The following is a 12,879-nucleotide window of genomic DNA, read 5'->3' as shown; positions in this document are numbered from 1 at the left end:
AATTTAATTATTTCATTCAAATTACGCTCTATCGAGATACTTATTACTGGTATAAATATTGTTTGTTGAAAGATGCAAGAAGAGGTGAGACTCAATAATGAAAAAATTAATTTATACATTAATAGCAAGCATTATGGTCATTTGTATAATTTTATTTACGATGAAAAATATTGATGAAAAAATAGATGTAATTAATCCATTAGTTAAAAGAGGTTGGAGTTATGCTGTAGTCCCAAGTACTAATGATGCAGAACATCTAAGTAAACAAGAAATAATAGATATCCAAGATTATAAAGATATAGAATCTTATGATGAAAATGGTCATAAAAATAACTACTTATTGGACTTTAAAGGATATAGTCCTTCTGAAAAATACGTAAAAATTGATCACAAAGGTAAGTGGGTTTATTTTATAGAATATATCAGTAAATCAGAGTATGAAAAGGTGACTAAACAATAAATCATGTAAATGCTTTAAGATAACAAGTTACTAAATAATATTTTTGGAATACAATATTTAAAACGGCTAGGACATTATTGATTGTCATAGCCGTTATTTTTTACGAGTTGAAAAGAATGGTGGATTTAGTAACAAAAGTCTGTGGAAGTGTAACTAAGGCAGGCTATAGTAACAAAAGTTGGAGGAAGTGTAACTAAGGCAGCCCATAGTAACAAAAATTGGAGGAAGTGTAACTAAGACGGCCTATAATTACAAATTGTATAAGAAGTGTAACGAGCGACATACGATTCTTTACTGCTCATTCATAGTTTTACATAATTTTAATCAAACAAACTGAACTATAAATACTCTGTGTGGTATGATGAGTATGGTGATGAGATATGATAAAAATTGGCCTAACTGGATGGGGAGATCATGATTCTTTATATGAGGACCTGTCTAATAAAAAAGATAAGTTAAAAGCATATGCTGCTCATTTTCCTATTGTGGAATTAGATGCAACTTATTATGCGATTCAACCGCAACGAAATATTGAAAAATGGATTCGGGAAACGCCTAATAATTTTAAGTTTGTTGTTAAGATTCATCAGGCGTTAACAGGTCATGCTGAGGTAACTGATTTTGCTGAGGACAAAATGACATTATTTAATTTATTTAAAGATTCGATGGCACCGTTGAAAGCATCAGGAAAGTTAGCGATGATTCTCGTACAGTTTCCACCTTGGTTTGATTTACAGCCTCAAAATATTAATTATTTACGTTATGTACGTGAGCAATTAAAAGATTTTGATGTTTGTATCGAATTCCGTAATCGTACTTGGTTTAAAGAAGATGTTAAAGAGTATACGTTGGAATTTTTAACCGAAATGAAATTTATTCACAGTGTTTGTGATGAACCGCAGAGTGGAGAAGGGTCTATACCACTTGTTAATCGTATTACGCATGATGTTGCTTTCGTCCGTTATCATGGTCGAAATGTAAACGGATGGACGAAGAAAGATATGACAGATCAAGAGTGGCGTGATGTCAGATATTTATATAATTATAATGAAGCAGAACTTAAAGAGTTAGCTGATAAAGTTAAAATTCTAGAGCATAAAGCGAAAGATGTTTATGTAGTATTTAATAATAATTCTGGTGGACATGCTGCACAAAATGCCAAAACTTACCAAAAGTTATTAGATATAGAATACGAAGGTTTAGCGCCTAAGCAACTTAAATTATTTTAGAGGTGACAGGTATGGCATATTTAGTGTTAATTATTATAGGTGTATCGTCTGCAATATTAGGGGCGTTAGTTGGAATTGGTGGCGGAATTATTATTGTTCCGTCACTCGTATATTTCGGTATAGACCATCAATTATTGTCTGGTATGACACCACAAAGAGCGATTGGTACATCATCCGTTATTTTAATTACAACGGGTTTAACAGCAACATTAGGTTATTTGAAAACGAAGCAAGTTGATGTAAAAAATGGATTGATATTCTTAGTTGGTATCATTCCGGGTGCTTTACTCGGTGCATATTTAAGTAAGTATTTTACTTTAGATTCATTTAATTTGTACTTTGGTATTTTCTTAATCTTTATTTCTATCGTATTAATGATACGTAATCGTGTGAAACCAATAAAGTATTTCCAACAAGAAAAGTATTTAAAATCTTTTACAGATAGATATGGCGAACATCATAAATACGGTGTACCACCGTTTGTTGCTATTGTTTCATCATTTATTGTTGGTATAACGACTGGTTTATTCGGTATCGGTGGTGGTGCACTGATGACTCCATTGATGATTATTGTATTTAGATTCCCACCACATGTTGCTGTTGGTACAAGTATGATGATGATATTCTTCTCAAGTTTATCAAGTTCTGTCAGCCACATTGTGCAAGGTAATGTACTTTGGGTACATGCGATTGTATTGATTATTTCAAGTTACTTTGGTGCAAAAATTGGTGTAAGAATAAATAGTAGAATGAAGTCAGACACTGTCGTTTTAATTTTAAGATTTACAATGTTAATCTTAGGTATATATTTGATTATAAAAAGTGTTTTATAAGGAGTTGGATTTGTGAAGCTCACGATATTTCATACAAATGATATACACAGTCATTTAAATACATATGCCAAAATATCTCAGTATATTAAAGATGAAAGAAGTCGTTGTCAGCATGATACTCTATATATTGATATAGGTGATCATATAGATTTATTTCATCCTTTAACAGAAGCATCACAAGGTAGAGAAAATGTTAATATTTTAAATGACAGTCACGTAGATGTTGTAACAATAGGTAACAATGAAGGTATGACAATATCTCATGATGCCTTAAACCACTTATATGATGAAGCTCAGTTCGATGTTACTTGTTGCAATTTATTTGATTTAGATGGCAATTTACCGAATCATATAACTTCTCATGTTGTTAAAGATATTAATGGTATTAAAGTATGTATGATTGGTTTGACAGCACCTTTTAATCATATTTATGAAAGACTTGATTGGAAAGTAACGTCACCATTACTTGCGCTAAAAAATGAAATCGAGCAAGTGGAAGAATCGTATGATGTACTGCTCGTATTAAGTCATGTCGGCATCTTCTTTGATGAGCAAATTTGCAAAGAATGTCCGGAAGTTGACGTTATCTTCGGCGCACATACACATCATTATTTTGAAAATGGCGAAGAACAAAATGGTGTGTTGATGGCTGCAGCTGGTAAATATGGGCATTATGTTGGTAAAGTAGATTTAATCATTGAAAATCAAAAAGTTATCCATAAAGAAGCGGAAATTATTAATTCTGACTTAATCGAAGAAGTACCAAATGATTATGAAGAAAAAGGTAAGTCGTTATTAAATAAACCGATTCTTAAAGGGAATTTTTCATTACCACGACGACTTAACAGTGCAAGTTATACAACGGATTTATTATGCGAAAGTGTATTAGAATTTACAGGAGCAGACTGTGCAATTATTAATGCAGGTCTTATCGTTAAAGGTAAGACGGGTAATGAGTTAACAGAATACGATATTCATCAAATGTTGCCACATCCTATAAACACTGTTTCAGTAGATTTAAGAGGTGTAGAACTTAAACAAATTATTTATAAAGCGATGGAACAGTCCTATATGGATGAAGTAGCATTTGGATTTGGCTTTAGAGGAGATATTTTTGGAGGATACGTATTTAAAAATATCGGCTATATTGAGTCTACAGGTCAATGTTTTGTAAATGGTAAAGAAATAGAAGATCACGAACAATATAAACTCGGTACAATTGATATGTACACATTTGGAAGATACTTCCCAATATTGAAAGATATGAATATAAATTATATTATGCCAGAGTTTTTAAGAAATATTTTTGAACAAAAGTTATTACAACATGAAAAGAAAGTGTAATGAGCATTTAAATTTATACTTATATTCGTTATAATATATAAAGATGAAAATTAATAATAGAAGGGTGTTCACGTATATGGCTACTAAAAATGAAGAAATATTACGTAAACCAGACTGGTTAAAAATAAAATTAAACACGAATAAGAATTACACAGGCTTGAAGAAAATGATGCGTGAGAAGAATCTTCATACAGTTTGTGAAGAAGCTAAATGTCCAAACATTCACGAATGTTGGGGAGAAAGACGTACAGCTACATTTATGATTTTAGGTGCAGTTTGTACGAGAGCATGTCGTTTCTGTGCAGTTAAAACAGGTCTTCCAAATGAGTTGGATCTAGATGAACCACAACGTGTAGCAGAATCAGTTCAACTTATGAACTTAAAACACGTAGTAATTACAGCTGTAGCAAGAGATGACTTGAAAGATGCTGGTTCTAACGTTTATGCAGAAACAGTACGTAAAGTAAGAGAGTTAAATCCATATACTACAATTGAAATATTACCATCAGATATGGGTGGTAGTTATGAAGCATTAGAAACATTAATGGCTTCTAAACCAGATATTTTAAACCATAATATCGAAACAGTTAGACGCTTAACACCAAGAGTTAGAGCACGTGCAAAATACGACCGTACATTAGAATTCTTAAGAAGATCTAAAGAAATGTACCCAGATATTCCTACAAAATCAAGCTTAATGGTTGGACTTGGTGAAACAGTTGAAGAAATTTATGAAACAATGGATGATTTACGTGCAAACGGCGTAGATATTATGACAATCGGTCAATATTTACAACCATCACGCAAACATTTAAATGTTCAAAAATACTACACACCTTTAGAATTTGGTAAATTAAGAAAAGTAGCGATGGAAAAAGGCTTTAAACATTGCCAAGCTGGTCCAATGGTACGTAGTTCTTATCACGCAGATGAACAAGTTAATGAAGCTGCTAAACAAAAACATATTCTAGGTGAACAAGCACTTAATAACTAATAAGGTGATTGAATGTTAACTAAAATAGAAAATAACTATTTTGAAGTGATTAAAGATGATCAGAAATCTTTCAATGAAGAACAATTTACATCACGTTATTCTGAAATTCTAGATAAATATGATTTTATTGTTGGTGACTTTGGTTACGAGCAACTTCGTTTAAAAGGCTTTTATCATGATTCTAATAAAAAAAGTGATGCAAATAAGCGATTCTCTGCTATTCAAGATTATATATTAGAGTATTGTAATTTTGGATGTAAATATTTTGTATTGAGACGATTATCTAAATCTGAGATATCTAAATTAACAGCAGAAGAAGCAACTTTCATAGACGAAGAACATAAATTAGAAGACGTTAAAATAGAGCCAACAATTCAGCAAAACACTAAACAAGAACAACAGAACAAACAACAAGAAGCTGAAACAGTAGAAATAGAAGAAGACGTAATTGAAGAACAACCTACATCTAAAAATACTTTAAAAGATTATTTATAAACGAAAGAGCCCGGAAAATTCCGGGCTCTTTTTTTATTGAGCTATAGTGAGATTGTGAATATTTTTGAATGAAGTTGTTTATAATGACGGGTGCGTTAGTAACAAAAGTCGGCGGAAGTGTTACTATGGGTGTCTATAGTAACAAAAGTCGGCGGAAGTGTTACTATGGGTGTCCATAATTACAAAAGTCGGTCGAAATGTAACTATGGAGTGTTTTATTTACAAAACTACCGAGAAGTGTCATTACGGGACTTCTTATTTGTACTTTGGGCAAAACTTGCTAATAAAGGCATCAGTATTTGCACTTTCGGCCAGAACTGCTAATAACGCTCACACTATATTAATCACATACTTAATTCAAATCTATATATCTATAACATCATGTAAATATTCTGTTACTTCTTCGCCTTCTTCTTCTGTTAAACCGAGGATGTGACTAATATAGCCTTCTTCTTCTAAGTCATCTTTACCGATAATACCAAATGTATTGTTTTGAGTATTGAGTACCATTGTTTTTCCATAATGTCTATCTGTATAAATCAGTGTTAAGTCATAGCGACTATGTTCACCGACAAATCCTACAAATTGTATTTTCGCTTCATCTTGCTCATCATATAAGAACATATCTATCATGTTTAGCGACTCCTTTTTAAAAATCTTTCTTTACTTGTATAGTATACAGAGCAATGCCCTACAATTCAAAATTATGATATGATGATATATGGATAGGAGGTCTTCTACATGTATTTCGTAGATAGCAAAACTTTAACTTTAAAATTAAATTATTTAGAAAAATTGACGGTAGATTTTGAAAGCGAGAAAAATTCTCCATATGCTTTAGAAAGAATCGCACATATGATGATTGAATCTGTAGTCGATATTGGAAATTTGATTATTGATGCATTTATTTTAAGAGATCCTGGTAATTATAAAGATGTGATTGATATTATGGAACTTGAAAAAGTATTCCAACCTTCAACTGCTGAAGCAATTAGAACATCTATTGATTACAGAAAAGAACTTATTCGAAATTATGAAAATCTTGATCATGATCAATTAAGAAAAGCTTTTGAAATTGCGACGCCATTTTATAAACAAGCAATTGAAGATACAAAACATTTTTTAGAAAATGAAAATGTTCCCGTAACAGCTTTTGGTGAAGGAGATAAAAATGAAAGATTATAAAGGTTATTTTATTGATATAGACGGCACAATGTATAAAGGTACGGAAGTTATTGAAGGTGCAATCGAATTTATAAATTATTTAAATGAAAATAATAAAGATTATTTATTTGTTACAAATAACTCATCAAAAACTCCTGCTGAAGTAGCAGAAAAATTAAATAATATGGGTTTTCATACTTCAAGTGAACATGTGATTACTTCTGCAATGGCAACGGCTGGATATATAAGTGAAGCTTCTCCAGGTGCATCAGTGTATATGGTAGGAGGAAGTGGATTAGAAACGTCTTTAAAAGATGCTGGATTAGTTGTGAAAGAAGATGAACATGTTGATTATGTCGTAATGGGCTTAGATGTGAATATTTCTTATGAAAAGCTTTCAGTAGCATGTTTAGCCGTTAGAAATGGCGCGAAATTCATATCTACAAATAAAGATGTTTCGATTCCAAATGAAAGAGGATTTTTACCTGGAAATGGTTCATTGACAAGCGTTGTAAGTGTATCGACTGGACAGACGCCAGTATTCATTGGTAAACCTGAAACAATTATTATGGAACAAGCTATTGAAAAAGTTGGTCATGCTAAAGAAGATTGTGTCATGATTGGTGACTTATATGATACTGATATTTTAGCTGGAATCAATAGTGGCATTGATACATTACATGTACAAACTGGTGTAACATCTTTAGAAGAAATTAATAAAAAAGAAGTATTACCAACATATAGCGTTAAGAATTTATTTGAAGTGATTAAGTAAATTCACATAAGGAGCTGAGAACATGAATGAGAAAGTGCTTGTTGCAAGACAATTACCAGAAAAGTTTATCAATCAGATTAAAGAATATGCAGAAGTAGATGTTTGGAATAGCGAATTAGAACCAATGCCTAGAGAAGCGTTTTTAGAACGTTCTCAAGATGCAACAATTGTCATTACGACATTAAGCGAGCAAATTGATGAAGAATTTTTTAACAATGCAACGCGCATAAAAGGTGTCGTCAATTTAGCTGTTGGTTTTGATAATATCGATGTGAAACTTGCTGAAGAAAAAGGTGTTGTTGTAACAAATACACCAGAAGTATTAACAGAAACGACTGCCGAATTAGGCTTTACGTTAATGTTGACAGCAGCAAGAAGAATTGTTGAAGCGGTTCAATATGTACATAATGGTGAATGGAAAAGCTGGGGTCCTTATCTTTTAGCAGGAAAAGATGTCCACGGCTCAACAGTCGGTATTTATGGTATGGGCTCAATTGGAGAAGCTTTTGCTAGAAGATTGAAAGGCTTTAATTGCAAAGTACTTTATCATAATCGCTCTAGAAAAGAAGAAGCTGAACAGCAATTAAACGTTGAATATCGTACTTTGGATGAATTGCTTAATGAAAGTGATTTCGTAGTTTGTACAGCGCCATTAACACCTGAAACAAAAGGTATATTCAATCGAGAAACATTTAAAAAAATGAAAAACACAGCAATTTTAATTAATATCGGACGTGGAGGTCACATTGTAGAGTCTGATTTAATTGAAGCAATAGAGCAACAAGAAATTTTAGGTGCAGCATTAGATGTTGTTGAAAATGAACCTATTTCAGATGATCATCCATTTTTGAAAATGGATCAAGTGATCGTTGTGCCACACATTGGTAGTAGTTCAATTGCAACTCGAGATAAAATGGTGCAGCTATGCGTGGATAATGCTAAACAAATTATGTCTAACCATGATCCAATTACGCCGGTTAAATTAAAATAATTAAACGAAATTAATAACTAAAAAATAGGCTGGGACATAATGGAATGTCTCAGCCTGTTTTAGTTTCTTGGCAGTAGATGACTGAATTGAAATACGCTTGTATCAAGCTTTTTCAACTCTAGTCATCCTTGCCGGGGCGAGACTACGAAATCTTTTTTAACAAATTAGATTTCTGTCACGCTCCCTTTTTATTGCCATATATTGCTAAAATTTTACATATTATTCTTGATATTCCATTATGCTTAGAATATAATGATGAAATAGAATAATTACAAAATTAAAACACAAGGAGATTAACAATGGAAAAAATTAGGGATATTATAAACTCTGAAAATTTTAAGCTGATTGGTTTAACGATTTTCTATTTAATAATCATGATTGTGTTATTTTGGATTTACGCTGGTGGAAGCGCAAGTAATGATTTTATATATAATGAATTTTAATGAAGGAGAACTTTTATGAATGACATCTTAGAAAAAGTAACATTTATGAATAAGTGGCATGCTGATAAGGTTGCTATAAATTATAGAGATGAAGTAATGACTTATGGTGAATTAGATCTTTATTCTAATAAATTAGCTACTTTAATTAAAGGTTCTGAAAAGCCTATAGTACTTTATGGTCATATGTCACCTTATATGATTGTGGGAATGATTGCGAGTATGAAAGCAGGCATTGGTTACGTTCCAATAGATACATCTATTCCATTAGAAAGAATAGAGCATATCATTGAGAAGGTTGAGCCTGTTTTTATTTTGAACACAACTGGAAATTTATTGAATAATTTACATGTAAATCAAATAACAATAGAAGAAATACTTGCTGTTGAATCAGTGGATCAAGATTTTAATAGAATAACTGATAAAGATATTGTTTATACAATTTTTACATCTGGCTCTACAGGTTTTCCTAAAGGTGTACAAATAAGATATGAAAGTCTTGTTGATTTTACAGAATGGATGCTGGAATTAAATCAAATAGGCGAGTACAAAATGTGGTTAAATCAAGCACCGTTTTCTTTTGACTTGTCTGTTATGGCCATTTATCCATGTTTAATGACAGGTGGTACACTTCAACTTGTTGATAAGAAGATGATTGAAAAGCCTAAACAATTATATGAATTACTTGAACAAAAAGCAGTAGAAAGCTGGGTATCTACACCTTCATTTTTAGAAATGTGTCTTTTATTGCCTAATTTTAATGAAACACATCATCCGAAATTAAAGCAGTTCTTCTTCTGTGGAGAAATATTAAGTCATAAAACAGCACAGAAATTACATGATTTGTTTACGACATCGACTATTTATAATACATATGGACCAACTGAAGCTACAGTTGCTGTAACGAGTATACAAATCACACAAGAAATACTGGATCAATTTAAACCTTTACCAATAGGCAAAGTGCGCCCAAATAGTGAATTGAAGTTAACAGATGAGGGTGAATTAATTATTATTGGTAAAAGTGTGAGCCAAGGTTACTTAAAAGATGAAGAAAAACATAATAAAGTGTTTAAAATCTTTGATGGCCAATTAAATTATCATACAGGGGACAAAGCGTCTTATCGAGATGGCTATTGGTTCATTAACGGAAGAATTGATTTCCAAATTAAGATTAATGGGTATCGCATGGAACTTGAAGAAATTGAAAGCGTACTTGAACATTTACCAGATGTTAAACAAGCTGTCATTTCACCAATTAAACATGGTGAGAAAATCCAATATTTACATGCAACGATTGTACCAATGGATGACGAGCTAGATAGTGAAAATGACATGACAATGCATTTGAAACATGAATTGAAATTACATTTACCAGAATATATGATTCCTAGAAAATTCAGTTATGCTAAACAGCTACCTTTAACGGCTAACGGTAAATTAGATCGCAACAAAGTATTAGAGAGGTTAAATTCATGACACCATATGGCGATTTTACTTATTTCTACATCTGTTTAATCTTAATGTTGCCCGTAATTATTTTAGGATTAATCGGTAAGAAAAGTCTTATATACAATAGGTTAATAACCTTAATTATGCTTGTTTTAATTTTTTCGGATGACAGTAAAAATTTATTCGATAATCAATATTTAAGTTATCAACTTATTTTCTTTGCACTGTACGTATGTTATCAAGTTGTTTTGATTAGAACTTATAACACGCTCGTAAAGAAAACGAATAACTTCAAGTTATATGTAAGTGCAATATTGTTATCTATATTACCGTTAATTATTGTCAAAGTATTACAAAGTAGCTGGCTTGGAACACATCAACTTACAATACATGGTAATAGAGTCATTGAATTTATTGGATTCTTAGGTATATCGTATATTGCATTTAAGAGTATTCAACTCATTATGGAAATTCGTGATAGTCGAATAAAATCTATCGATACGATGAAATTAATCGATTTTATCACATTCTTTCCAACCATCTCATCTGGTCCAATAGATCGATATAAACGATTTATTAAAGATGAAGAGAAGACGATAGAACCTGAAAAGTACTATGACATGCTTATCAAAGCGATACATATGGTGTTTATGGGATTCTTGTATAAATATATTATTGCTTATTACATTAATGAATATGTCATAAAAGTTGTACCAATAGACACGGATCCGACATTTTTAAATTACTTATATTATATGTATGGTTATAGTTTCTATTTATTCTTTGATTTTGCAGGATACAGTTTATTTGCTATTGCATTTAGTTATTTATTTGGTGTACAAACACCAGTTAACTTTAATCAACCATTTAAAGCTAAAAATATTAAAGATTTCTGGAATAGATGGCATATGAGTTTATCATTTTGGTTTAGAGATTGCGTATATATGCGGTTTGTGTTCTGGGTATCTAAAGAAAAATTATTAAAAGATAAGTTACTAATATCTAATTTAGGATTTTTCTTAAATTTCTTTATTATGGGAATTTGGCATGGTATTGAATGGCATTATATTTTGTATGGTTTATATCATGCAATGCTATTTATTGGATATGGCTATTATGAACAATGGCGTAAAAAACATCCTATAAAGATGAATCCAAGCATTATGAACATAGTAGCAATTCTTATTACGTTCCATTGTATAGCATTTGGATTTTTACTTTTCTCAGGCAAGTTAATACATTAAATAAGGGAGATATATTATGAATTTTGAAGAGAGTGTTTTAAATATTTTAGCAGAAGTTGCAGAAAATGATATCGTTAAAGAAAATCCTGATATTGAAATATTTGAAGAAGGTATTATCGATTCATTTGCGACAGTTGGATTATTATTAGAAATTCAAAATAATTTAGGCATTGATGTGACAATTACTGATTTTGATAGAGATGAGTGGGCAACACCAAATAAAATTATAGAAGTACTTAAGGAATTACAATGAAACTAAAGTTATTGTTACCATTATTAATAAGTGGATTATTATTCGGTTTATTTTTACTCGTACCTGTGGAATGGATTAAATCATTTTCAAAGTATGACAGTATTAATAACGAAGCGATATCTTTAGATGATACAGTACTAAAAGGTGTGCACTCACAAGAAGAAATGTTATTAAGCAAAAAGTTCTATCCAATCTTTGGATCAAGTGAATTGGAAAAACAAGACATCTTCCATCCAGCGTATATCTTGAATGATAAAAAAGCGAAATTACAACCATATCTAATAGGTACGGGTGGATCAACTGATTTAATTCATGCAATTAATATGGGGAGCCAAGCACATAATCTGAAAGGTAAAAAAATAGCGATTATTATTTCTCCACAATGGTTTACGAATCATGGACTGACTAATGATAATTTTAGTGCTCGATTTTCACCATTACAAGCTGACCACTTATTTAAAAATAAAGTGTTAAGTCCAGAAATTAAAGATCGTTTTGCTAAAAGATTAGTGCAATTCAAACAATTAAAATCAGACCCATACTTAAAATCAATCATAGAAAAAGAAAATCATCATTATGATGAAGGTACATTTATGAATGATTTTGAAAAAAACATCTATGAAAAACACGACGCTTTAAAATCAATTTTTGGACAAGAAAAAGCAAAGTTACATAGAGAAGAGCACCATCATTTTAATCAAATGAATTGGAATGATTTGAAGTTATACGCTTCTGAATATGGCGCACAACATTCAAGAACAAACAAATTTTGTATGAATGATAAATATTGGCACTTATTAAAGCAGCAACGTAAAAGATATAATCGTAATTACGAGTTTAATATGCATTCGAAAGAATTTGATGATTTACAATTATTAATTGATACTTTAAAAGAAGCCAAAGCAGATCCATTGTTTATCGTTATTCCAGCAAATGGAAAATGGTATGACCATATCCATGTCGATAAAGAGAAACGTGAAGCGGTATATGAGAAAATCAATCATATGATTCAAAAGAACGATATGAAAGTATATGATTTAACCGATAAAGAATATGAACCGTATGTTATAACAGATGCCGTTCATATTGGATGGAAAGGCTGGGTATATATTAATGAACAAATGATACAACACATCAATGGAACATATGATGGAAAAGAGAGTAGACATTATCATTAATATTACCTAGGAAATAAAAAACAGGAC

The 12,879-nt window shown here is 31.2% G+C and carries 14 protein-coding genes and 1 pseudogene; 14 read left to right on the top strand and 1 reads right to left on the bottom strand.

The features are described 5' to 3' along the window. Positions 1-97 precede the first annotated feature (97 nt). The 6 genes and pseudogenes from LQ622_RS05825 to LQ622_RS05800 all read left to right on the top strand — a co-directional run. Complete coding sequence (locus LQ622_RS05825; RefSeq protein WP_107572704.1) at positions 98-460, top strand: YxeA family protein; 363 nt, start codon at positions 98-100, stop codon at positions 458-460. Between the two features lie 380 nt (positions 461-840). After that, on the top strand, positions 841-1,689 hold the full coding sequence (locus tag LQ622_RS05820; protein ID WP_204184888.1) for a DUF72 domain-containing protein: 849 nt from the start codon (positions 841-843) through the stop codon (positions 1,687-1,689). Positions 1,690-1,700: 11 nt separating this feature from the next. Continuing rightward, positions 1,701-2,522 (top strand): sulfite exporter TauE/SafE family protein, encoded by an 822-nt coding sequence (locus LQ622_RS05815; protein WP_126477217.1) that lies wholly within the window; start codon positions 1,701-1,703, stop codon positions 2,520-2,522. A 12-nt stretch (positions 2,523-2,534) separates the two neighbouring features. Further along, positions 2,535-3,866, top strand: a complete 1,332-nt coding sequence (locus LQ622_RS05810) for a bifunctional metallophosphatase/5'-nucleotidase (RefSeq protein ID WP_239774746.1) — start codon at positions 2,535-2,537, stop codon at positions 3,864-3,866. Between the two features lie 76 nt (positions 3,867-3,942). Next, entirely contained in the window at positions 3,943-4,860 is a 918-nt protein-coding gene (lipA, locus tag LQ622_RS05805; RefSeq protein WP_025904395.1) for a lipoyl synthase, read from the top strand. Between the two features lie 12 nt (positions 4,861-4,872). Further along, positions 4,873-5,250 (top strand): annotated as a pseudogene (locus LQ622_RS05800) (YutD family protein); the annotation flags it as partial. A gap of 468 nt (positions 5,251-5,718) precedes the next feature. Here the strand turns inward: LQ622_RS05800 and LQ622_RS05795 are convergent. Continuing rightward, entirely contained in the window at positions 5,719-5,988 is a 270-nt protein-coding gene (locus LQ622_RS05795; protein WP_025904397.1) for a DUF3055 domain-containing protein, read from the bottom strand. 108 nt (positions 5,989-6,096) lie between these two features. On the opposite strand from LQ622_RS05795, the gene LQ622_RS05790 reads away from it, so the two are divergent. The 8 genes from LQ622_RS05790 to dltD all read left to right on the top strand — a co-directional run bounded on the left by LQ622_RS05790 (position 6,097) and on the right by dltD (position 12,852). Continuing rightward, complete coding sequence (locus LQ622_RS05790; protein ID WP_025904398.1) at positions 6,097-6,540, top strand: DUF86 domain-containing protein; 444 nt, start codon at positions 6,097-6,099, stop codon at positions 6,538-6,540. Continuing rightward, on the top strand, positions 6,527-7,294 hold the full coding sequence (locus LQ622_RS05785) for a TIGR01457 family HAD-type hydrolase (RefSeq protein ID WP_126477214.1): 768 nt from the start codon (positions 6,527-6,529) through the stop codon (positions 7,292-7,294). Before LQ622_RS05790 ends, LQ622_RS05785 begins: the two co-directional genes overlap by 14 nt. 22 nt (positions 7,295-7,316) lie before the next feature. Next, positions 7,317-8,285, top strand: a complete 969-nt coding sequence (locus tag LQ622_RS05780) for a 2-hydroxyacid dehydrogenase (protein WP_126477213.1) — start codon at positions 7,317-7,319, stop codon at positions 8,283-8,285. A 299-nt stretch (positions 8,286-8,584) separates the two neighbouring features. Continuing rightward, complete coding sequence (locus tag LQ622_RS05775; protein ID WP_078099933.1) at positions 8,585-8,728, top strand: teichoic acid D-Ala incorporation-associated protein DltX; 144 nt, start codon at positions 8,585-8,587, stop codon at positions 8,726-8,728. A 15-nt stretch (positions 8,729-8,743) separates the two neighbouring features. Next, positions 8,744-10,204, top strand: a complete 1,461-nt coding sequence (dltA, locus tag LQ622_RS05770) for a D-alanine--poly(phosphoribitol) ligase subunit DltA (protein WP_126477212.1) — start codon at positions 8,744-8,746, stop codon at positions 10,202-10,204. Continuing rightward, a complete protein-coding gene (gene dltB / locus LQ622_RS05765; protein WP_126477211.1) occupies positions 10,201-11,421 on the top strand; it encodes a D-alanyl-lipoteichoic acid biosynthesis protein DltB in 1,221 nt (406 codons plus the stop codon). Before dltA ends, dltB begins: the two co-directional genes overlap by 4 nt. A gap of 16 nt (positions 11,422-11,437) precedes the next feature. Further along, on the top strand, positions 11,438-11,674 hold the full coding sequence (gene dltC, locus LQ622_RS05760; RefSeq protein ID WP_037588840.1) for a D-alanine--poly(phosphoribitol) ligase subunit 2: 237 nt from the start codon (positions 11,438-11,440) through the stop codon (positions 11,672-11,674). Next, the gene (gene dltD / locus LQ622_RS05755; protein ID WP_191835726.1) at positions 11,671-12,852 is read left to right on the top strand and encodes a D-alanyl-lipoteichoic acid biosynthesis protein DltD; all 1,182 of its coding nucleotides are present in this window, start codon (positions 11,671-11,673) and stop codon (positions 12,850-12,852) included. Before dltC ends, dltD begins: the two co-directional genes overlap by 4 nt. Positions 12,853-12,879 lie beyond the last annotated feature (27 nt).

This window comes from Mammaliicoccus sp. N-M50, assembly GCF_022386995.1.
Lineage (GTDB): Bacteria > Bacillota > Bacilli > Staphylococcales > Staphylococcaceae > Mammaliicoccus > Mammaliicoccus sciuri_A.
The sequence above is the reverse complement of the archived record's forward strand: the minus strand, read 5'-3'. Positions and strand labels throughout refer to the sequence as shown.

Excerpts from the sequence above, each read along its gene's own strand:
- LQ622_RS05825 (WP_107572704.1), top strand. The coding sequence starts at position 98 with ATGAAAAAATTAATTTATACATTAATAGCAAGCATTATGGTCATTTGT.
- LQ622_RS05820 (WP_204184888.1), top strand. The coding sequence starts at position 841 with ATGATAAAAATTGGCCTAACTGGATGGGGAGATCATGATTCTTTATAT.
- LQ622_RS05815 (WP_126477217.1), top strand. The coding sequence starts at position 1,701 with ATGGCATATTTAGTGTTAATTATTATAGGTGTATCGTCTGCAATATTA.
- lipA (WP_025904395.1), top strand. The coding sequence starts at position 3,943 with ATGGCTACTAAAAATGAAGAAATATTACGTAAACCAGACTGGTTAAAA.
- LQ622_RS05795 (WP_025904397.1), bottom strand. The coding sequence starts at position 5,988 with ATGATAGATATGTTCTTATATGATGAGCAAGATGAAGCGAAAATACAA.
- LQ622_RS05790 (WP_025904398.1), top strand. The coding sequence starts at position 6,097 with ATGTATTTCGTAGATAGCAAAACTTTAACTTTAAAATTAAATTATTTA.
- LQ622_RS05785 (WP_126477214.1), top strand. The coding sequence starts at position 6,527 with ATGAAAGATTATAAAGGTTATTTTATTGATATAGACGGCACAATGTAT.
- LQ622_RS05780 (WP_126477213.1), top strand. The coding sequence starts at position 7,317 with ATGAATGAGAAAGTGCTTGTTGCAAGACAATTACCAGAAAAGTTTATC.
- LQ622_RS05775 (WP_078099933.1), top strand. The coding sequence starts at position 8,585 with ATGGAAAAAATTAGGGATATTATAAACTCTGAAAATTTTAAGCTGATT.
- dltA (WP_126477212.1), top strand. The coding sequence starts at position 8,744 with ATGAATGACATCTTAGAAAAAGTAACATTTATGAATAAGTGGCATGCT.
- dltB (WP_126477211.1), top strand. The coding sequence starts at position 10,201 with ATGACACCATATGGCGATTTTACTTATTTCTACATCTGTTTAATCTTA.
- dltC (WP_037588840.1), top strand. The coding sequence starts at position 11,438 with ATGAATTTTGAAGAGAGTGTTTTAAATATTTTAGCAGAAGTTGCAGAA.
- dltD (WP_191835726.1), top strand. The coding sequence starts at position 11,671 with ATGAAACTAAAGTTATTGTTACCATTATTAATAAGTGGATTATTATTC.